This window comes from Micromonospora sp. NBC_00362 (assembly GCF_026342155.1).
GTDB classification, from domain to species: Bacteria; Actinomycetota; Actinomycetes; order Mycobacteriales; family Micromonosporaceae; genus Micromonospora; species Micromonospora hortensis.
This window is the reverse complement of the sequence record NZ_JAPENH010000001.1, coordinates 879,606-899,403: the sequence shown is the minus strand read 5'-3', so window position 1 is coordinate 899,403 and position 19,798 is coordinate 879,606. Positions and strand designations below refer to the sequence as shown.

Below are 19,798 nucleotides of genomic sequence, written 5' to 3'. Positions count from 1 at the left end.
CGCGTGAATCAGGGGTTGCGGTTTCCCCGTAAGTGGAGTGCACTCACTTTTGCCCCGAACGATGGGCAGAAGGCCGGTGCGACCGAGCAATTAGTTCTGACGCATGAGCGCCTTCTCCGCCAAGAAACGGCATAGGAGGGTCAACATGGCGACTTGGGCCGACCTCAAATCCTACGTACGGTCGAACTACAAGATTTCCGATGACCAGCAGGACCTGATCAAGCTCGTCTTCGAGACCGGGAACCTCCGTTCGCAGGTAGTGCTGCTCTGGCATGTCACCCTGGCGGACGGGTCCGAGGAGTGGGTGCAGATCGAGTCGTCCTTCGGGGAGTTGCACTCGGTCAACGTGGTGCAGGCGCTGCGCGAGATCGGAAACACGGTCTGCGGTGGGATGTCCGTCCTGGGCGACATGGTGACGTTCCGCCACGCCGTGCCGCTGCTCAACCTGAACATCAACGAGTTCGAACGGCCACTGGCGCTCGTGACCTCGACCGCCGACCGCCTTGAGCAACTCCTCACCGGGGCCGACCGGTACTGAAGCGTGACGCGTCGGCTGGGCGGCTGCATCCAGCCGGAGGACGTCACTCGAAAGGCCGATAGGGTGCCTATTGTCGATCAGTATTCTGTGACGGCAGATAAAGGCGCGCTGCCCTCTGAACGACCATCCAACACTCGCACCCCTGGGCGCCGTCTCCGCTGAGAGCGTGTTCGAGAAGGTCCGTTGAAAACGGTGTGGCGGGATGACATCCGCCGGCGGCGAAATACCGGCCTGGAACGATTCGACGCCGACACGAAGCAGGCGTGGCGGCTGGTGTTCGAGAAGAACTGGCGCGGATGACGCGCGGCGAAGTGAAACAGGAGGCAACGATGGGCTGTGCATGCGTCAAGGCAGGCAAATCGAAGTGCGCGTGGTGCAAGGAGGCTGAAGGGCTCAGGCGGAAGCCCTCGGGCCACAACTGTCAATGGGGAACTTGTTCCTGACAACCGCCGAGCCGTAGATGCCCCTGGTCTGTCCGGCTGGCCAGGTCAGGGGCCTTCGGAGCTGGGCGAACCTGCTCAGTATTCGTGAGCGACCGGCGTTGCCGGAGACCGAGTGAGTCGCACCGCTGCCTGCTGATCCACAGTCCTAAACCGTCAGCGGTGGTTGTGGTTGCCGGCGGCGGACTTGCCACCGACTCCGCGGCAGGTCGGGCAGGTTTCGTCGATGTGGTAAGCGTTGCCCCGGTCCAGGCGCGTACGCCGCACGACACCGGTGCCCCGGCAGGTCCCGTACTTCATGCAGTTGTCGCAGTTCGGGTCATAGCCAGGCATGGTTGCTCTGTCGTCAGATGCTCGGTCGGGGAAGCGGGATGTAGGGCTCCAGCTCTGCGCTCACCCAGTGGGGCGGTGACTGCAGCGCCAGGCCGACATTGACGAAGACTTCGTAGAGCGAGGCGGCCTGCTTCCACTGGCTGCGGGAGCGGGTCGGGTCCTCGTCGCTGTACCGCGCGTCGATCAGAGCGAGGTACGCCCCTGAGTCGTCCCGGCACACGTGGAGGGTGTTCGAATCGCGGTCGGCGGTCAGCGTGGCGACGTGGCGCACCTCGCCCGGTGCCAGCTCACGCAGCCCGGACCGCTCCGGCGGCGGCGGCGGGATCGTCGGGAGCGAGTTGGTGACATCGCCGCCGGTGTCGACCCACCGGTTCCACTCGTAACCACGCACCCGCAGCGGCGGGACGCCGTTCTGGCGCAGGAAACGGATTCCACCGTCCAGCACGACCTTTGCGTCGTCACCCTCGAAGCCGAGGCCGAGCAGCTCGGCCACCACCCGACTCGCCCCGTACGCCGACCATCCGCCCTGTGGGGTCACCTCCCAGGCGAGCGCGGCAGTCAGGCCGGCCGGGTCGGACTGGCTCAGCGGCAGCAGCGTCGACAGCATCCCCCACGCCTGTTCGGGCCCGATGCCGCTGCGCTCGCCGTACCACTCGTAGCGGGCGAAGTCCGCCAGCATGGCGGCGGTGCCAGGCGGCAGTTTGCCCGGACGGCCGCGGTGATTCGACATACCCTGGTCCTCTTACATCCCGGCGGCGCGCCGACGCCGCTCCCTGGCCTTGTCGTTGAAGACAATCCGTGGCTCCGGGCGACCCCGGGCAAGCCAGACAACAAAGCTGACCGGCCAGAACATCAGAGTCAGCAGGGACCCGACGAACCATTCCAGACCGACCCCGCCCTCACCAATGATCTTGATCCGGCCCTGCCCGAGACCCGCCCTGGCTCGCACGTAAATCAGGCCGATGAAGAAGCCGAGGAAATAGATCAGCGGCATGACACATTCCATTGACGTGCTCCCATCGCACACAGGCCATCCGTGGTGGCCGAGGGGCTGAGACTGATCTTCTGTCGATCCATGCCGCATCGGCGCTGACGGTTGAGCCACGCTCACTGTGCGGCGGGTGGAGGCTCACCGTACGGAGCCTCACGCAGCGACATCAAGAACTTCGAATGAGTTACCGTCGGGTATGGCCGGTCCGGTCCCGTCGACGAGACCGGACCGGACGGGGCAGGCGGGAGACGGCCATCAGGAACTGACCGGTCGGCCGGGCACTTCACCTACCGGCCCGGCCGACCAGGCCGAATCGGTTGCTCAGGCCAGAACGCTGCGGTGGGCGTTCACCACCCAGGCGTCCGGCAAGCCGATCCACTCGTTGTCGCCCACCCGCACCACCGCACCGTCCAGCTTGGGCAGCAGCGCCGGGCCCTCCATCCGACAGAGCACCCACACGCCCCCCGCCCCACCGCGCGCCGCGTCGGCCAGCTCGTAGAGCCGGTCCATTGCCCGGTACCGCGCCAGCACCGCCGCGTCGTGCAGCGGCACCGGCCCAGTCGCGGTCGACAACGAGGCGCGCAGCGCCGGCACGGTGAGCTGCCACGCCTGTTCGACGTACGCCCCGAGCTTGGCCAACTCCGGCGACTCGGCCGTCCGCCGGCTCGGCGCGGCGGTCACCGACGGCCGCCGCTGCAGGATCGACACCGACGACGAGGCGGCTTGCGGCGGCGGTGGGACGTACCTGTCGCGGTCCCAGCGCAGCTCGAAGCCGGCTTCGGCGAGCAGCCGGTCCAGCAGGGATGCCGCCGCCGGTCTGGTCGACCCGGCGGCGGCCGATGGGCCCGAGAGCGCCCGTCCGAGCAGCTACGCGCTAGGAGGTGAAGGTCCAGAGGAAGTAGAAGCCGGGGGCGTTGGGGCCGTACTGGCGGTACTCGCAGTAGTACCGGCTCCACAGGCCGGTCCGAACGCCCTCGCTGCCATAGCTGTTGCAGAACTGACCGTCGGAGTAGACGTTGCGCAACGTCCCGCCCGGCGGATCCGCCGCAGCCGGAGTAGCGCTGGCCCCGACCAATCCGCCCAATGTCAGCGCCACCGCCGTCACCAGGGTCGCCCATCTGCGTCCGCGCATGAAGCCTCCTCGTATCACTGTCCACAGTGCATAACGGCGCCACGCCGAGCCGAGACCAGGACATCGAAGTTCGTGAAAGTAGAGGCTCGCATGGGCGCGTGTGGTTCGACTCCCGACAACGGGCGGCGCTACCGCGACGATCCGCCAGCGATCTCCGTCGAATGGGCATCCGCCCTGAACACGCGTCAGCCGCCGTGCCACATGGGGCGTCACGACGGACACCCTGCTAGTGGGGCAATCACCGAGCACCAGCCGGTCAGGTTGCAGAATGGTAGATCATCTGAGAGCGGCGGTGGAGCAGGCGGCCCCCGAGCGGACGACCGCCCTTCCAGACCCACCACACGGACCTCCCGCGCTCCCGCCTGCCCTCAGAGAGGATCGTCGTGGCTCAGGTGTATCGAGGTGGCCAGCCCTATCCCGCCGGCCACCCAGGCAGGTAGACGCCGCACGAGGTGCGGACCCCGGCATTCCGCCGCTTCAGCGAGATTCCTTAGCTGCCAGACGGGCCTGCGCGCCGTCCGCATCCATTGATGGTGTCGGATTGCTGATGGACGTGGCCGAAACGATCTGCAGGCCCGATGGCGACAAGCGCCTGGGCGATTCCGTCCCAGGGCTTACCGAAGGCGAAGTCGCCGCGCGGGCGTTGCGAGCGGCGAGCGCTACCTCCTCGACAAGTCGGCGCTCGCCCTCTGGTGCTGGGACAGCCCGGTTGGTGCGTTCTCTCTGGGTCTAGCCGCCGAAGCTCAGCGCCCGCCGCAGATCCACGTCCAGGCTCTCGTCGTACTGCGGATCGGGCTCAGCCCCGGCAGCGCTAAGGACGGTGCTGAAAAAGCATCTGGCGCCAACGGCGAGGATCACGTGGAAGATGTCCGCGTCATCGAGACCGAGGCCGCGCAACCCCACGACGTCGGCCTCGGTGACGGAGTTCGCATCGGCCGCGACCTTTCCGGCGAAGGCGACGACTGCGACCTCCTGCGCGGAGAGACCGGCGCTGCCATGGTCCGACGCGATGGCGGCGACGGTTGGCGCGTCGAAGAACTTGTCGCGTAGGACCTTTCCATGTGCCAGGCCGCAGTAGGAGGATTTCAGGGCCCTGGCTGCGGCGAGGGTCGCCAACTCATATCGGCGCAGCTCCATCCCGGCCTTCACCGCACCGTTGAGCTGCTGCCAAGCCCTGTACACCGCCGGACTCTGGGCGAACAACCTGGTGTAGTTGGGAAGGTAGCCCATCGCCTTCGTGTCGGCCTCGAACAACCGCTCGGTGTCCAGCGACTGCTCTGCCTGCTGCAGGAAACTCATCCGACTCCTCCCATGCTTGACCCGGGACAGTACGCCGTTGGGACTACGGACGCTGTCGGGAAATCGGCGTGGGCGTCAATGCGATCCGCCTCCCGCGATGGACCCCAGCGCTGGTCTCCCCGTCCAGGCCCACATTTCCAGCGCATCCCGGTCGACGAGCGTGATGTTGAGCTGTCGGGCTATCTGAATACCGTCGCCCGCGGTGAAGAAACTGTTAGTCACGAGCATGCAGATCTCGCCACCGTGGATGTCCCGACAGGTGCCGGCGAACCGCTGGATCGCGGCACTGCCGACCCGGTTGTTAGGGCTCTGCCGCTTGCACTGCACCACGACGCGTCGGCCGTCGGGGGCGATCGCCAGGACGTCCGCTCCCCGGTCGCCGGAACCACCGCACACCCTCACGTCCCGAAACCCGGACGCGACCAGGATCCGGGCGAACCACTGCTCGAACTCGGGTCCGCTCATCGTGTCCGTCACCGCGATCAGCCTGTCCCGCTGGGCCTGGTCGGCCCGTTCGCGGGCACGCTGCTTCGACACGACGAGACCCACCGTGGCCGCCGCCATGACGACGAGGCTCACCAGGAGAGCGGACCAGTATGGATGCCGCTGAACGAAATCGATGACCATGCGGAGGAGCACGAAAGCGACGACGGCACACAGCGCCAGAGCCCAGCCGTTGGCAGATCTGCCGCCACCGGCCACGCGGCGGACCGTCGATCTGCGCCGAATGCTGCCCGTGCGCCGTCTTCGGTAATGCGCCCGAACCCGTGCGCCACCCTTCCTGGTGTGGGACCTGACATACGGCACGAGGCACCTCCCCGGTCGGGAAAGCCTCAGTGTCGCGGTAGCGTGCGACAAACCCCCTGCACGGCCGTCGATGGTGTCCGGTACCCGTCGCGGTCGGCGTCCCATACGGGAGCGCCCGCAGCGAGCCCCCGGCACCGCCGCGCTCAGTTGGCGGGCACCTCCGGCTTCGCGGTGGACCGGTCGACCAACGCCCGCCGCAGCGTCGCGGACTGCTCCACCGACCCCCCGTGCACCCCGAGACTGTGCCGGGCCGCCCGGTAGTACCCGTCGCGGGCCTCGTCCACGCGGGTCAGCATTTCCGCCACGTCCGATGGCGGCTCGACGATTCCCCGGGCGAGCCGTTCGACCTGCCAGATCGCGTCCCGCCAGTCTGCGGCGGCGGCGACAGTCGGCTCGTCGCCGAGCAGCAGCAGGTTCTCCCAGACGATGGTGCGCCGAGCGTCCGCCTCAGCCAGCCGGACTAGCCCCTCCTCGCGGTCGATGGGGTGGCTCCGCGATCCCGGCCGGTGGTCGGCCGTCAGTCGCAGCGCCACCGCGTGACTCTCCTTGAGGGCGTGCGCGTAGTCGACGTACGCGTCGAGCCGTCGCTCGTCCCAGCGGACGCTCTGGCTTCGCCGCCACCGGGCGCGGTCGGCGAGGGAGGTGGCGAGGATCGTGCCCAGGGTGCCAACCAGGACGCCGAGGAGCGCCGGAAGCTGCGTCAAAAGGTCGCTCACGCGCTCGAGGCTGCCAGCACCAGGCAACCCCCTCACCCTCTGCCCACCGCGTCAGTTCGGCGGGTCGCCAAGATGGCAAGGGTTTCCCGGCGTACTTCGTCGACGTCGTGCACGAGGCGGCGGTGGGCGAAGCGAACGACCAGGATCCCGACGGCCGCCAGCAGGGCATCACGGCGCAGGTCGATCTCCCGCTGGTCTGGGCTGCCGTGGGTGGTGGCCCCGTCGAGTTCGATGTTGACCCGTTCCCGCTCGGCGAACATGTCGAGGTACACCAGGCGGCGCCCGACACGCACCGGCACCTGCCGGCGGAGCGCCGGCATTCCGGGACCGGTGAAGACGTGCTCGTGTCCCCAGATCTCGAGCGGGCTGCGGCAGCCGTCGGCAAGCTGCGTCAGCAGATGCCGGAGCGCCGCCCGGTCGATCAGCTTCGGCGCCCGCTCCAGGGCTGCCGACAGCCGTTCGGGTGTGGTCAGCCAGTCGTTGACCGCTCGGATCACCGACGCCCGTCGGTCGGCGGGCGGCATCGTCGGCCACGAGTCGACGAGTGCCTGTTCGAGGCGGGTGACCGTCAGGCCCCGCCGAACTATCACCTGCGGCGGCTCGATGGTCAGGCCGTGGCGTCGATGCACGATCACCCCGGGCCGGGTGCGCACGCTCGCGCTCGCCGGCACGCTCAAGTGCACGAGGTCACCAACCACCTCGGGGCGCAGTCCCCATACGGCGAGCGCGCTGACATGACTGAGCGCGCCGCAGCCGCCGGCCCAGGCAAGAGCCGCCCGCCGGCTCAGGGCAGGGTCGAGCCGACTCAGAGCCGGAGCGCCGGGTCGCCCACCGACGAGGTGCGCCGCCACGAACACCTCGGGCAGCACCCGTACCAATTCGCCGTTACGGCAAGCCTGCTGAAGCGTCCACGACGGCACCACCTGCCCGGCCGCCCCGAGCGTCACCAGCCCACCGCCAAGCTCCACGAGTTCCCGAAGCACCGAGTTCACGCACGGAACCGTGAAGCTTTACCCCAGCCCTCCGCAACCGCACCAGCCGGCCCTCTGTGGACAGCCGCCGACCTGTGTAAAACGCCCGGCCGGAACTTACCTGTGCTAGTTCAGGTGATCGGTGGCAGCTCAGCAGGGCTGGCGTCGGCGTGTCGAGTCGCTCAGCTGCCAGCGATCATCGGGACGCCCGAGCCGTGGCTCAGGACGGGACGTCGCGGTGCCGGAAGGCGGCCACGCCGACCGCGAGCAGGGCCGCGGCCACCGCCGCCAGCACCACCAGGGGAAGCACCGCCGGGTCGACAGCGGGCACGGCCGGCACATGGGTGTACGGCGAGACGTTGAGCGCGGCCTGCGGCAGCTCCAGCACGGCGCCGAGCTGCCCGAGGAGCAGGAAGACCAGCAGCGCCGTCCAGGACAGCACTACCGACCAGCGGGGCAGCAGCCCGAAGATCGCGGTCACCACGCCGGCGATCACGAGCAGGGCGGGTAGGCGCAGCAGCGCGGCGCCGCCCAGCTCGACGGCCTGGCCGAGCGGGTCTCCGGTGACGATGCCGTAGCCGAGGCCGGTGGTCACGCCGGCGAGCAGCAGCAGGGCGAGCGCGCCGAGTGTCGCGGCGAGCACCTGGGTGCCGAGCCAGCGGGTACGGCTGACCGCCGTGGCGAGGGCGGCCTCCAGCACCCCGTCGGCTTCGTCGCCGCGTACGCGCAGTAGGGCCTGCACGACGTACGCGCCGATGGTCAGGGCGAAGAGGCCGAGCATCGCCGCCAGGTACGCGTTGATCAGGTCGGCTCCGCCCCCCATCGCGTTGATCGCTTCGGCGGCGGCGGGATTCGCGCCGATCATGTCGTTGAACTCGTCGCCGGCGACGCCCATGGAGAGGCCGAGCACTGCCACCCCGACAGCCCAGCCGAGCAGCGTGCCGCGCTGCGTCCGCCAGGCCAACCCGGTGGGGCTGAGCAGCCGTGGCGCTCCGGTGGCCGGGCCGCGTCGGGGGGCGATCAGCCCGGCGCCCTGGTCGCGTCGCTCGGCGAGGGTGTACGCCAGCGCCACTCCGGCGAGCAGCAGCGCGACGGGCAGGGCGAGCACCCACCAGCGTTCACCGTCGAAGGCTCGTACCTGGTTGCCCCAGCCGAGTGGGGAGATCCACGACGGCCAGGCGCTGCGCACGCGGGTGCCGTCGGCGCTCTGTTCGCCGAGGACGTCTCCGGCGGCGCGCAGGACGAAGGCGAGCCCGACGGTGGCGGCGGCGAGCGCGTTGGCGCCGCGCGAGGTGACGGAGAGCTGGGCGGTGACCGCGGCGATCGCGGTGAAGGCGACCCCGACGCCGCCGATCGCGGCCGCCGCCGTGACGGAGCCGGCGAGCGGCAGACCGGCGCCGACCAGCGCGACCGCGAGCAGCACGGCGGCCACCGTGTTCGCCGCGACGATGACGAGCAGCGCGGCGGTGAGCGGCGCGTAGCGGCCGACCACGTTGGCGCCGAGCAGTTCGGCCCGGCCGGTCTCCTCGTTCTGGCGGGTGTGCCGGGTCACCGCGAAGGTGCTCAGCAGCGCGACGATCAGGGCCAGCGTCACGTACGTCTCGGCGACGACCACGGCACCGAGGTCGGTGCCGTGGATGGGGCCGTTGAAGGCGCGGGCGACCAGACTGGACGCCGAGGTGGTGGCGTAACCCAGCCGGGCCTCCTGGTCCGGGTAGATGCCGGCGACGCTGCCGGCGAGGGCGTAACCGAGCAGGGGCGTGCCGAGGATCCAAATGGCGAGGCGGATCCGGTCGCGGCGCAGTACGAGCCGGGCCAGTCGAGTCGTGCCGGTGAGGGCGCTCACCGGGCACCGCCCTGCGAGGCGTCAGCCTGCAAGTCGGCGTCCGAGAAGCCGGCGGCGGGAGCACCAGATGCAGCAGCAGCGGGGTCGTCGCCGTAGTGGCGGAGGAAGAGCTGCTCCAGGGTGGGTGGTGTGCTGGTCAGCGCGCGGACGCCGAAGCGGATGAGCTGGCCGAGCAGCTCGTCGAGGTGGGCGGGCTCGACCTCCAGGTGGGTGCGGCCGTCGACCTCGTGCACGTCGTGCACGCCGGGCAGCGCGTCCAGGCCGCTGACCGGGCGGGCGGTCTCGACGGTCACCGCCGTGCGGGTGAGGTGGCGCAGCTCGGTGAGGGTTCCGGATTCGACGGTGCGGCCCTCGCGGATGATGCTGACCCGGTCGCAGAGCGCCTCGACCTCGGCGAGCACGTGACTGGAGAGCAGCACTGTGGCGCCGGCCTGCTTGACCCGCCGGACCTCGTCCTGGAACACCGCTTCCATGAGGGGATCGAGGCCGGAGGTCGGCTCGTCGAGCACGTACAGCTCCACCGGGGAGGAGAAGGCGGCGACGATGGCGACCTTCTGCCGATTGCCCTTGGAGTAGGTGCGGCAACGGCGGGTCGGGTCCAGGTCGAAGCGGTGCAGCAGCTCGTCGCGGCGACGCCGGTCGAGGCCGCCGCGCAGTTGACCGAGCAGATCGATGGCTTCCCCGCCGGTGAGGTTGGGCCAGAGGTTGACGTCGCCCGGCACGTACGCCAGCCGGCGGTGCAGGCGGACCGCGTCGCGCCACGGGTCGGCGCCGAGCACCTGGGCGTCACCGGAGTCGCGGCGGAGCAGCCCGAGCAGGATCCGGATGGTGGTGGACTTTCCGGAGCCGTTGGGCCCGAGGAAGCCGTGCACCTCCCCCTGCTCCACGCGCAGGTCCAACCCGTCGAGTGCCCGGATGGCGCCGAACGTCTTGACCAGGTTGCCGATCGCGATGACGGGCATGGCCCCTCCTGCCGTTGGCTACGTCGACCATCACCACTGTACTGACCAACGGTCAGTCGAATCAATGGTGATCGTGCCCACCGGTCAGGACGTCGCTAGGCTTGCCGGCATGACCGCCGATCCCGCGGACGACACCCGCACCCGGATCCTGCGCGCCGCGCTCGACCTGTTCGCCGAACACGGCTACCAGCGCACCTCGCTGCGCCAGATCGGCGAGCGGCTGCGGCTCTCCAAGACCGCGATCCTGTACCACTTCCCCGCCAAGGAGCATCTGCTCGCCGCCCTGGTCGAGCCCTTGGTGGCGGACCTGGAGGCGCTGCTCGACTCGGCACGGACAGAGCCCACCGAGCGGGCCCGGTGGACGGTGCTGGAGGGCTGGCTGGACATCATGCTCGCCCACCGCCGGCCGCTCGGCATGCTCTTCCACGACATCGCGCTGATCGGTCGGGGCGACACGTACCACCGCCTGATGGAGGTCGCGATGCGGGCCAATGACCTCATCGCCGGACCGAACGCTGGGCGCCGCGAGCGGGTCCTCGCGGTCCAGGCGGTGGGCGCGTGCAGCGATCCGGTCGTCTTCTTCACCGACGTGTCCGACGAGGTGTTGCGCGCCGACATGCTCGACGGCGCACGCCGACTACTGGCCCCGCTGCCCGCGGACACCGCGGCCGGCCCACCCGCGGACACCTCGGCCGAGCCGCGCACGGACTCCTCGGCCGGGTCACACGCACACGCCGCAGCGAGGACACGCACGGACGCCGCCGGGTCACACACGGACGCCGCAGCCAGGCCACACGCGGGCGCCGCCGGGCGGAACTCAGACGCGACCCCGGGGAGCGCGACCGCGGCGATACCAGCGGGCACGGCCAGCGGGGCGGCGAGCCGACGTCGGCGGCCGGGACGGCCGCCCGCGCTGGGTCGGGAGCAGATCGAGGCGGCTCGGCGCATGCACGCGGCGGGCACCCACTCCGTGGACGCCATCGCCGCGGCGCTGGGTGTCTCGCGGGCCACCGTCTACCGCCACCTGACCGCGCCGTAACGAGACAGTTCCGAGACTGTTTCGAGACGGTTGTGATCCGGTGTTCAGGCCGCCAGCGTGGCGTAGCGGCCGTTGCGGTCCAGCAGGCTGGCGTGGGTGCCGGCCTCGACGATCCGACCGTGGTCGAGCACCGCGATCTGGTCGGCGTCGCGGACCGTGGAGAGCCGGTGGGCGATGGTGATCGTGGTGCGCCCCTGGGCGAGCACGTCGAAGGCCCGCTGTACGGCGCGTTCGGTCTCGGTGTCCAGTGCGCTGGTGGCCTCGTCGAGGACCAGGATGCGCGGGTCACGCAGCAGTGTCCGGGCGATGGCGAGGCGCTGCTTCTCACCGCCGGAGAACCGGTGCCCGCGTGAGCCGACCATGGTGTCGTACCCGTCGGGCAGCCCGGCGATCAGGTCGTGGATCTGGGCGGCACGAGCAGCGTCCTCGATCTCGGTGTCGGTGGCCCCCGGCCGGGCGTAGCGCAGATTCTCCCGGACGGTGGTGTGCAGCAGGTACGTCTCCTGGCTGACCACGCCGACGATCGCGGCCAGGTCGGCCAGGCGCAGGTCGCGCAGGTCGACGCCGTCGATGGTGATCCGGCCGGCGGTCGGGTCGTGCAGCCGGCTGACCAGCCCGGCGAGGGTGCTCTTGCCGGAGCCGGTCTCGCCGACCAGGGCGAGGCTGGTGCCGGCGGGCACGTCGAGGGTGATCCCGGCGAGGGCGGCGGTGTCGCTGCCCGGATAGCCGAAGGTGACGTCTTCCAGGCGCAGGTGGCCGCGTACCTGGGCGGGGTCGAGACGGACCGGCTCGGTGGGGTCGGCCACGTCGACCGGAAGGTCCAGGTATTCGAAGATCCGCGCGAAGAGCGCCAGCGAGGCGGTGAGCGAGACACCCACGTTGAGCAGGCCCATCAGCGGTCGGAACAGGCCGCCCTGCAGGGCCGTGAAGGCGACAAGGGTACCGATGCTCAGCGTGCCGGCGGTGCCGGGCAGCCCGGCGGCGAGGTAGATGACCGCCGGTACGGCGGCGAAGATGATGCTCATCGAGGCCATCCGCCAGCGGCCGGCCAGCTCACTACGCAACTCCAGGTCGACCAGGCGGGCCGAGGAGGCGGTGAAGCGGTCGATCAGCGCGGGGCCGGTGCCGAGGGTCTTGGCCAGCTGTATGCCACTGATCGAGAGCCCCTCCTCCACCGTGACGTTGAGGTCGGCGAGTTCGCGTTGCCGTTGGGCGGTGATCTCGCGGCGCATCCGGGCGACCCGACGGGTGAGCCAGATGGCCGGCGGCAGCACCACGAGCGAGACCAGGGAGAGCTGCCAGGAGAGCGCGACCATGGCGACAGTGGTGGCGACCACTGTGGTGAGGTTGGCGGCGACGGCGGTGGCGGTGGAGGTGACCACCGACTGCATGCCGCCGATGTCGTTGGTGATCCGGGACTGCACCTCGCCGGTGCGGGTGCGGGTGAAGAAGCCGAGCGACTGGCGCTGGAGGTGGCTGAAGACGTCGGTGCGCAGCCGGTGCATGACCCGCTGGCCGACCTGGGTGGAGATCCAGGTCTGCACGACGCCGAGGGCGGAGGTCACCGCCGCGACGGCGACCATGCCGACGACCAGCCAGACCAGCAGCGTCACGTCGGCCTGCGGCAGGGCCCGGTCGATCACGGCACGCAGCAGGAACGGGGTGGCCATCGCGATGATCGAGGAGAGCACGATGATCGCGGTGACGGCGGCCAGGGCGGGCCGGTGGGGGGTGAACAGGCGACCGATGCGGCGCAGCGACACCTGACGGGCCTGCGTCTTCTCTTCGGCGCTGACGGTGCGGTGGCCGCGGTCGCGGCCCTTCGGGGTGGGTTCCAAGGGGGCACTACCTTTCGTCGACAATATTGCTGAGGTTACCTCATCATGAGGGAGCAACCACATATCCTGCTACCGTATTCCGGTGACCGAGCACACCGTCGAGAGCGCCGACGACGAGAGCCTGGCGGAGACGTTCTGGGCCGTGGCGTCCCGTCTGCGCCGGCAGAGCCGCGACTCACTGGCGCCCTGGGACGTCACCCCCAGCCAGTCCCGGGCCCTCGGCGTGCTGGCCCGGCACGGAGAGGTACGCCCCGGCACCCTCGCCGAGCACCTGCGCATCGCGCCCCGCTCGGCGACGGAGGTCGTCGACGACCTCCAGACCCGAGGGCTGGTCGAACGCCGACCCGACCCGGCCGACCGTCGGGCGACGCTGGTCGCGCTTACCGAGGAGGGCGACCGGGTCAGCACCGCCATCCGGGCCGCGCGCCGGGCCGAGGCCGACCGCTTCTTCGGCCACCTCAACGACACCGACCGCGCCGAGCTGGCCCGCATCCTGCGCACCCTGCGCGGCTGACGGGTTTGCTCCCCCCGCCCACGGGTAGCCAGCGGCCCCGTCCGGTCGGCGGGACCGGCCGACACCGGTCGGGGCGAGGTGACGGGAGGCCCGGCTGATGTGCGGGATCAGCGGGGAGGCGCGGTTCGACGGCCGCTCGCCCGACGCGGCGGCGGTCACCCGGATGACCGAGGCGATGCGCTCACGCGGCCCGGACGACGAGGGTCTGTTCGCCGACGGTTGGGTGACCCTCGGGCACCGCAGGCTGACCATCATCGACCTGTCCGACGCGGGCGGGCAGCCGATGGTCCGCGACGACCTGGGCCTGGCGTTGGTCTTCAACGGCTGCATCTACAACTACCCGGAACTGCGCGAGGAGTTGCGCCGCGCCGGGTACGCCTTCCACTCCACCAGCGACACCGAGGTGATCCTGGTGGCGTACGCCCACTGGGGTGAACGTTTCGTCGACCACCTGGTCGGCATGTTCGCGATCGGGCTGGTCGACCGGGTCCGGCGGCGGTTGATCCTGGCCCGCGACCGGCTCGGCATCAAACCGCTCTACCTCGCCGAGACACCTGGGCGGCTGCGGTTCGCCTCGACCCTGCCCGCGCTGTTGCGGGCCGGTGACGTCGACACCGGCATCGATCCGGTGGCGCTGCACCACTACCTGTCCTGGCACTCTATCGTGCCCGCGCCGCGGACGGTACTGCGTGGCGTGCGCAAGCTGCCACCGGCCACCCTGCGGGTCATCGAGGCGGACGGGAGCAGCCGCGAGGAGGTCTACTGGCGACCCGACTACGTGCGGGAGCCCGCCGACGCGGGGATGGACGCCGCCGACTGGCGGGCCGCGATCGGCGGCGCGCTGCGCGCGGCGGTACGCCGACGGTTGGTCGCCGACGTGCCGGTGGGGGTTCTGCTCTCCGGCGGACTGGACTCCAGCCTCATCGTGGCGCTGCTCGCCGAGGCCGGCCAGCAACACCTGCGGACGTTCAGCATCGGCTTCGACAGCCGCGACGGCGAGTCCGGCGACGAGTTCCACTACTCCGACCTGGTGGCCCGCGCGTACGACACCGACCACCATCGGATCCGACTGGCCGACGACGATCTGGTGCCCGCCGTCCGACGGGCCGTGCTGGCGATGACCGAGCCGATGGGCAGCCACGACGTGGTCGCCTTCCACCTGCTGTCCGAGCAGGTGGCGCAACACGTGAAGGTGGCCCAGTCGGGTCAGGGCGCCGACGAGGTGTTCGCCGGCTACGGCTACCACCAGCCACTGGTCGAGGCGCCCCGGCACGGCGCCGCCGAGACGTTCGCCGCCGCGTTCTTCGACCGCGGTCACGACGAGCTGCGCCGCATAGTCGGCCCGGCGTACGCGCTGGAGCACGACGCCAGCCGGGACCTGCTCACCGGGCACCTCGCCGCGCCCGGGGCGCAGACCGCGCTGGACGCCGTGCTGCGCCTGGACACCCACCTGATGCTTCCCGACGACCCGGTCAAGCGGGTGGACAGCATGAGCATGGCGTGGGGTCTGGAGGTGCGTACGCCCTTCCTCGATCAGGACCTGGTCACCCTGGCCGCGCACTGCCCGCCGGAGCACAAGGTCAGCCAGGGCGGCAAGGGCGTGCTCAAGGAGGTCGCCCGTGAGGTGCTGCCCGCCGAGGTGGTCGACCGACCCAAGGGCTACTTCCCGGTGCCGGCGCTGCGCAATGTGGACGGCCCGGTGCGCGAGCTGGTGGCCGAGGCGTTGCAGGCGCCGGCCGCGCGCGAGCGCGGGCTGTTCCGCCCGGAGTACGTGGCACATCTGCTGGCCGAGCCGGACCGGGCGGAGGCCGCGGCTGGCAGCAACAAGCTGTGGCAACTCGGCCTGCTGGAGCTGTGGCTACAGACCCACGACATCCGCTGACCCCGGTGGGCAGTGCCGGGGGTCAGCCGGCGGCGGTGCGGGCGACCAGGTCGTCGAGGACCGCGTGCAGGTCTCCGGCGCGCTCCAGCACTCGCCGCTGCCGGGTGGCGCCGGTGCCGTCGCGACGCAGTCGGGCGAGCTGCGCCAACACCTGTCCGAGGTCGCCGTGGCGCAGCAGGGCCGGGGCGATCACCGCCATCAGCTCGTCGACGAGTGCCCAGGCGGGGCGGGTCCCGCCGGCACGCAGGTCGATCAGCTCGCCGTCGAGACCGTCGTGGGCGGCCCGCCAGTGCGCCGCGGCGACCAGGCAGTCCCTGACGTTCGGGGCGCTCACCCCGGCACGTACGTCGTCGGCGAGGGTGGCCACGAGGGAGCGGACCAGCGCGGCGACCAGCACCGCGTCGTCCACCTCGGTGCAGACGTCACCGACCCGCACCTCCACCGTCGGGTAGGTCGACGACGGTCGGGCGTACCAGTAGACCATCGCCGCGTCGAGCATGATGCCGGCGGCGATCAGCTCGTCGACAGTGCGGTCGTAGTCGGCGACGGAGTCGAAGTACGGCGTCGGACCGATACTGGGCCAGCGTTCCAACTGCATCGAGCGCCAACTGGCGTGCCCGGTGTCGTACCCGTCGTGCAGCGGCGAGTTGGTGGTGATCGCCTGCACCACCGGCAGCCACACCCGCAGGTGGTTGCAGACCTGCACGGCCAGTTCCCGGTCGGGCAGCCCGACGTGCACGTGGCAGCCGCACACCGCCGGGTCGTGCGCCACCGGGCCGTACCGGCGCGACATCGCGTGGTAGCGCGGTTCGTCGGGCACCGTCCGGTGCGGTTCGGCCACCGGTGTGGCGCCGACCGCCACCAGTCGGGCGCCGGCCGCCGTGGCGGCCTCGGCGGCGGAGCGGCGCAGTGCCACCAGGTGCGCGCGCAGTTCGGTGAGGTCGGCGCAGACCGGGGTGACCATCTCCACCATGCTGTGCCGGAACTCCTGACGGCTCTGGTCCCGGGCGGGGCCGCGCAGCGCGGCTAGCACCTGGTCGGCGACAGGGAGGTTCCGGCCGCTGTCCGGGTCGAGCAGCAGGTACTCCTCCTCCACGCCCAGCGTGAGGGTGGACAGGTCGGGCGCGGTGTCGACGACTGTCGGTCGGTACGCCATGGCCCCTCCCCATCCCCCTGCTACGGCGGTGCCTCGGGTTCCCGGCCGCCCCTGCGGCAAACCGCCCTCAGGGCGTCGCCAGGGCCGTCGCGCGTGCGGTGAGGAAGGCCCGTTCGGCCGCGTTGTCCGTCAGGGCGACGGCCGTCCGGTACGCCTCGACGGCCTCGCCGCCCCGGCCGAGCCGAGCCAGCAGGTCGGCGCGGACCACGTGGTAGACGTGGAAGCCGACCAGGTCGAGGCGGTTCACCTCGGTCAGCGCGACCGCCGCACCGGACACCTCGGCGAGCGCGACGGCCCGGTTCAGCGCCACCACCGGGCTGGGGGCGACAACCCTCAGTTGGTCGTACAGCTGAAGGATCTGCGCCCAGTCGGTGTCGGCGGCGCTCCGCCCGGCCGTGTGCACGGCGGCGATCGCGGCCTGGATCTGGTACGGGCCGGGCCGGTCGCGGCGCAGGCAGCGGCGGACCAGGGCCTGACCTTTGGCGATCAAGGCGCTGTCCCACCCGCGCCGGTCCTGCTCGGCCAGCGGCACCAGCTCGCCGTCGGCGGTGGTCCGCGTCGCCCGGCGGGCTTCGGTCAGGAGCATCAGGGCGAGCAGGCCGAGCGCCTCCGGTTCGTCCGGCATCAGCTCCACCAGCAGCCTGGTCAACCGGATCGCCTCGGCGCACAACTCGGCGCGGACCAGGTGCGGGCCGGCGCTGGCCGTATATCCCTCGTTGAAGATCAGGTAGAGCACCGCGAGGACGCCGTCCAGCCGGCCGGGCAGGTCGGCGTCACGGGGCACCCGGTACGGGATCCCGGCGTTACGGATCTTCGACTAGGCGCGGACCAACCGCTGCGCCATGGTCGGCTCCGGCACCAGGAAGGCTCGGGCGATCTCGGCGGTGCTCAGTCCGCCGAGCAGCCGCAGGGTGAGCGCGACCCGGGTGCCCGGGGCGAGCGCCGGATGGCAGCAGGTGAAGATCAGCCGTAGCCGGTCGTCGTGCACCGGTCCCTCCTCGGCGGGACTGTCGGCGGCGTACAGCAGGGCCGCCTGGGTGTGCCGGTCGACACGGGACGCGTCGCGGCGCAGTCGGTCGATCGCCCGGTTCCGGGCCGTGGTGATGATCCAGCCGGCCGGACTGGGCGGCAGGCCGGTCGTCGGCCAGCGCGCCGCCGCGACGACGAAAGCCTCCTGGACGGCCTCCTCGGCGAGGTCGATGTCGCCGAGGAGGCGAACCAGGACGGCAACCGCACGGCCGTACTCCGCGCGGAACACCGCCTCCACGTCGAGCACTGTCAGTCGCCGGCCCCGGCGTGGAAGGGGCGCACCTCGATCGGCAGGGTCGTGGCCAGCGCGTAGCGGCGACCCCAGTGCAGGGCGGCGTCCAGGTCCGGCACGTCGATGATCGTGATGCCGCCCAGGTACTCCTTGCCCTCCACGAACGGTCCGTCGGTGATGAGCACCTCGCCGTCGCGAGGCCGCAGCACGGTGGCGGTCTCCGGGCCGTGCAGGCCCTGCCCGAAGACCCACGACCCGGTGGACGCCAACTCGTCGCGCAGCTCGCCGAGCTGACGCATCACCCCGGCCAGGAACTCCGGCTCCGGCGGCAGCTCACCCTGCGGCTGGTGGATGCTGAGCAGGTAGCGCGTCATCGTTCCTCCTCACGGACGGCCGGCCCGTCGCCGACCTCTCATCCTCCACACGATCGGCCGCTGCCCGAATCGACAGGCCGGCGGAAAGTTTCTCGGTGGCCGGGCCGGCCCCGGCGTTGGCGTGCCCTTTGCTCTGCACCCGCCGACGCGACACTGCCCCGGCGGCCGACCCGGGCCCCCGGCGTCGGGCTGCCCTTTGCTCTGCACCCGCGGAGGCGACGGTGCGCAGACACGGGTGGTGCCTCGGCGGGTGCAGAGCAAAGGACGCAGGACAGGCGTACGGTCCCTCAGTGCGGCGACCAGGCTGGTAGCCATGCCTGCGACGGTTGTGGGTAGACCCCGGTGTGGTCGACGGCTTGCGGGTGGTCGTGGTCGGCGCCGGCTTCTCCGGGCTCGCCGCCGCGCTGGCGCTCACCCGTGCCGGCGCCCAGGTGCGATTGTTGGAGGCCCGAGACCGGGTGGGCGGTCGGGTGCTGACCCGATGGCTGCCCGAGCTCACGCAACTCGACCTGGGGGCGCAGTGGATCGGGCCGACCCAGGACCGGATGTACGCGTTGGTCGCCGAGCACGGGTTGGCCACCTTCGCCTCGGCATCGGTCGGCGCGCCCACGGTGCTCTGGGCCGGTGCGCCCCGGGCCGAGCCGCCCGCACAGGTGGGCCGGGTGCTCGGTCTGCTCGACGAGTACGCCGCACGACTGGACCCGGCCGCACCCTGGGCGACGCCGGAGGCCGCACTGTGGGACCGGACGACCCTCGGCGGGTGGCTCGCCGCCACGGCCGGGGACGACGACACCGCCGACTACCTGGGGCGGGTGCTCGCCGGCGGGCTGCTGGCCACCGGCGCTGACGAGCTGTCCCTGTTGCACCTGCTGTTCTACCTGCGCAGCGCCGGCGGGACCGGGCCGTTGCTGGGGATGGCCGGCGGCGCGCAGCAGGACCGGATCGTGGGCGGGCCGCCGGCGCTTGCCGAACGGATGGCCACCGCCCTGCCGCCGGGCGCGCTGACGCTGGCCGCGCCGGTGCGGGCCATCGAACAGACAGCCGCCGGCGCGACGGCGTGGACCGACACCGGGCGCGTCGACGGCGATGCCGTGGTGGTCGCGCTGGCCCCGGCACTGGCCGGCCGGATCCGGTACGACCCGCCGCTGCCCCCGTTGCGCGACGGGCTCACCCAGCGCATGCCGATGGGTTCGGCGCTGAAGGTGCACGCCGTCTACCCGGAGCCGTTCTGGCGTGCCGACGGGCGCTCCGGGGTGGCCACCACCAGCGCCGGTCCGCTCACCGAGACGGTCGACAACTCCACCCCCACCTCACCGATCGGGGTGCTGACCGGGTTCAGCTACTCCACCGACGCCGCCACGCTGCGCGGCATGTCCGCCGCGCGGCGTCGACGATGCCTCCTGGAGGCGTTCGCCAGCGTGGTCGGGCCGCGCGCCGAGGACCCGGTGGATCTCGTCGAGTACGACTGGTCGGCCGACGAGTGGACCCGGGGCTGTTTCTCCGGTGCGTTCACCCCGGGCACGTGGCGGACGTACGGCCCGCACCTGCGGACGCCGGTGGGGCGGGTGTACTGGGCGGGCACCGAGACGGCCACCCGCTGGAGTGGCTACCTGGAGGGCGCGGTGCTCGCCGGTGAACGGGCGGCGGCCGAGGTGCTGATTGGCTGAGCGGCACGACCGCGCCGGCCCGGTCTCGGCGG

19 protein-coding genes and 1 pseudogene are annotated in these 19,798 nt (G+C 71.3%); 5 read left to right on the top strand and 15 right to left on the bottom strand.

Annotated features, from left to right (window positions below; genetic code table 11):
• Positions 1-145 precede the first annotated feature (145 nt).
• Positions 146-538, top strand: coding sequence for a hypothetical protein (locus OG992_RS03880; RefSeq protein ID WP_238686122.1), 393 nt, complete (start codon positions 146-148; stop codon positions 536-538).
• Positions 539-1,134: 596 nt separating this feature from the next.
• Here the strand turns inward: OG992_RS03880 and OG992_RS03875 are convergent.
• The 11 genes from OG992_RS03875 to OG992_RS03825 form a co-directional block, all read right to left on the bottom strand.
• Positions 1,135-1,311: a hypothetical protein gene (locus OG992_RS03875; protein WP_266302374.1), complete on the bottom strand. Its 177-nt coding sequence runs from the start codon at positions 1,309-1,311 to the stop codon at positions 1,135-1,137.
• Between the two features lie 13 nt (positions 1,312-1,324).
• A complete protein-coding gene (locus OG992_RS03870) occupies positions 1,325-2,041 on the bottom strand; it encodes a hypothetical protein (RefSeq protein ID WP_266302373.1) in 717 nt (238 codons plus the stop codon).
• A gap of 12 nt (positions 2,042-2,053) precedes the next feature.
• Positions 2,054-2,305: a hypothetical protein gene (locus OG992_RS03865; RefSeq protein ID WP_266302372.1), complete on the bottom strand. Its 252-nt coding sequence runs from the start codon at positions 2,303-2,305 to the stop codon at positions 2,054-2,056.
• A gap of 318 nt (positions 2,306-2,623) precedes the next feature.
• Positions 2,624-3,010: a hypothetical protein gene (locus OG992_RS03860; protein ID WP_266302371.1), complete on the bottom strand. Its 387-nt coding sequence runs from the start codon at positions 3,008-3,010 to the stop codon at positions 2,624-2,626.
• 166 nt (positions 3,011-3,176) lie between these two features.
• Positions 3,177-3,434, bottom strand: coding sequence for a hypothetical protein (locus OG992_RS03855; RefSeq protein WP_266302370.1), 258 nt, complete (start codon positions 3,432-3,434; stop codon positions 3,177-3,179).
• Between the two features lie 729 nt (positions 3,435-4,163).
• Positions 4,164-4,733: a carboxymuconolactone decarboxylase family protein gene (locus OG992_RS03850; RefSeq protein WP_266302369.1), complete on the bottom strand. Its 570-nt coding sequence runs from the start codon at positions 4,731-4,733 to the stop codon at positions 4,164-4,166.
• Positions 4,734-4,808: 75 nt separating this feature from the next.
• Complete coding sequence (locus OG992_RS03845) at positions 4,809-5,435, bottom strand: restriction endonuclease (protein ID WP_266302368.1); 627 nt, start codon at positions 5,433-5,435, stop codon at positions 4,809-4,811.
• Between the two features lie 248 nt (positions 5,436-5,683).
• On the bottom strand, positions 5,684-6,256 hold the full coding sequence (locus OG992_RS03840; protein ID WP_266302367.1) for a hypothetical protein: 573 nt from the start codon (positions 6,254-6,256) through the stop codon (positions 5,684-5,686).
• Between the two features lie 32 nt (positions 6,257-6,288).
• The gene (locus OG992_RS03835) at positions 6,289-7,248 is read right to left on the bottom strand and encodes a DUF559 domain-containing protein (protein ID WP_266302366.1); all 960 of its coding nucleotides are present in this window, start codon (positions 7,246-7,248) and stop codon (positions 6,289-6,291) included.
• A 199-nt stretch (positions 7,249-7,447) separates the two neighbouring features.
• The gene (locus tag OG992_RS03830; RefSeq protein WP_266302365.1) at positions 7,448-9,073 is read right to left on the bottom strand and encodes an ABC transporter permease; all 1,626 of its coding nucleotides are present in this window, start codon (positions 9,071-9,073) and stop codon (positions 7,448-7,450) included.
• Positions 9,070-10,035 carry an ABC transporter ATP-binding protein gene (locus tag OG992_RS03825; protein ID WP_266302364.1) on the bottom strand — a complete coding sequence of 322 codons (966 nt, stop codon included), beginning with the start codon at positions 10,033-10,035 and terminating at the stop codon, positions 9,070-9,072. Before OG992_RS03825 ends, OG992_RS03830 begins: the two co-directional genes overlap by 4 nt.
• Positions 10,036-10,144: 109 nt before the next feature.
• On the opposite strand from OG992_RS03825, the gene OG992_RS03820 reads away from it, so the two are divergent.
• On the top strand, positions 10,145-11,074 hold the full coding sequence (locus OG992_RS03820; RefSeq protein WP_266302363.1) for a TetR family transcriptional regulator: 930 nt from the start codon (positions 10,145-10,147) through the stop codon (positions 11,072-11,074).
• A 44-nt stretch (positions 11,075-11,118) separates the two neighbouring features.
• On the opposite strand, the gene OG992_RS03815 is transcribed toward OG992_RS03820, so the two are convergent.
• Entirely contained in the window at positions 11,119-12,912 is a 1,794-nt protein-coding gene (locus OG992_RS03815; protein WP_323181778.1) for an ABC transporter ATP-binding protein, read from the bottom strand.
• Positions 12,913-12,994: 82 nt separating this feature from the next.
• Here OG992_RS03815 and OG992_RS03810 point away from each other — a divergent pair, with 82 nt between their 5' ends.
• A complete protein-coding gene (locus tag OG992_RS03810; protein WP_112590140.1) occupies positions 12,995-13,426 on the top strand; it encodes a MarR family winged helix-turn-helix transcriptional regulator in 432 nt (143 codons plus the stop codon).
• Positions 13,427-13,523: 97 nt separating this feature from the next.
• The gene (locus tag OG992_RS03805) at positions 13,524-15,308 is read left to right on the top strand and encodes an N-acetylglutaminylglutamine amidotransferase (protein WP_266302362.1); all 1,785 of its coding nucleotides are present in this window, start codon (positions 13,524-13,526) and stop codon (positions 15,306-15,308) included.
• 22 nt (positions 15,309-15,330) lie between these two features.
• On the opposite strand, the gene OG992_RS03800 is transcribed toward OG992_RS03805, so the two are convergent.
• The 3 genes and pseudogenes from OG992_RS03800 to OG992_RS03790 form a co-directional block, all read right to left on the bottom strand.
• On the bottom strand, positions 15,331-16,464 hold the full coding sequence (locus tag OG992_RS03800) for a glutamate--cysteine ligase (RefSeq protein WP_266302361.1): 1,134 nt from the start codon (positions 16,462-16,464) through the stop codon (positions 15,331-15,333).
• A gap of 67 nt (positions 16,465-16,531) precedes the next feature.
• Positions 16,532-17,740, bottom strand: a pseudogene (locus OG992_RS03795) (RNA polymerase sigma factor).
• Between the two features lie 2 nt (positions 17,741-17,742).
• On the bottom strand, positions 17,743-18,099 hold the full coding sequence (locus OG992_RS03790; RefSeq protein ID WP_238686107.1) for a YciI family protein: 357 nt from the start codon (positions 18,097-18,099) through the stop codon (positions 17,743-17,745).
• Positions 18,100-18,461: 362 nt separating this feature from the next.
• Here OG992_RS03790 and OG992_RS03785 point away from each other — a divergent pair, with 362 nt between their 5' ends.
• Positions 18,462-19,766 carry an FAD-dependent oxidoreductase gene (locus OG992_RS03785; RefSeq protein WP_323181940.1) on the top strand — a complete coding sequence of 435 codons (1,305 nt, stop codon included), beginning with the start codon at positions 18,462-18,464 and terminating at the stop codon, positions 19,764-19,766.
• Positions 19,767-19,798 lie beyond the last annotated feature (32 nt).

Bases quoted from the DNA above. Each gene is read 5' to 3' on its own strand.
- OG992_RS03865 (WP_266302372.1), bottom strand. From the start codon at position 2,305: ATGCCGCTGATCTATTTCCTCGGCTTCTTCATCGGCCTGATTTACGTG.
- OG992_RS03800 (WP_266302361.1), bottom strand. From the start codon at position 16,464: ATGGCGTACCGACCGACAGTCGTCGACACCGCGCCCGACCTGTCCACC.
- OG992_RS03790 (WP_238686107.1), bottom strand. From the start codon at position 18,099: ATGACGCGCTACCTGCTCAGCATCCACCAGCCGCAGGGTGAGCTGCCG.
- OG992_RS03820 (WP_266302363.1), top strand. From the start codon at position 10,145: ATGACCGCCGATCCCGCGGACGACACCCGCACCCGGATCCTGCGCGCC.
- OG992_RS03875 (WP_266302374.1), bottom strand. From the start codon at position 1,311: ATGCCTGGCTATGACCCGAACTGCGACAACTGCATGAAGTACGGGACC.
- OG992_RS03880 (WP_238686122.1), top strand. From the start codon at position 146: ATGGCGACTTGGGCCGACCTCAAATCCTACGTACGGTCGAACTACAAG.
- OG992_RS03850 (WP_266302369.1), bottom strand. From the start codon at position 4,733: ATGAGTTTCCTGCAGCAGGCAGAGCAGTCGCTGGACACCGAGCGGTTG.
- OG992_RS03805 (WP_266302362.1), top strand. From the start codon at position 13,524: ATGTGCGGGATCAGCGGGGAGGCGCGGTTCGACGGCCGCTCGCCCGAC.
- OG992_RS03825 (WP_266302364.1), bottom strand. From the start codon at position 10,035: ATGCCCGTCATCGCGATCGGCAACCTGGTCAAGACGTTCGGCGCCATC.
- OG992_RS03870 (WP_266302373.1), bottom strand. From the start codon at position 2,041: ATGTCGAATCACCGCGGCCGTCCGGGCAAACTGCCGCCTGGCACCGCC.
- OG992_RS03855 (WP_266302370.1), bottom strand. From the start codon at position 3,434: ATGCGCGGACGCAGATGGGCGACCCTGGTGACGGCGGTGGCGCTGACA.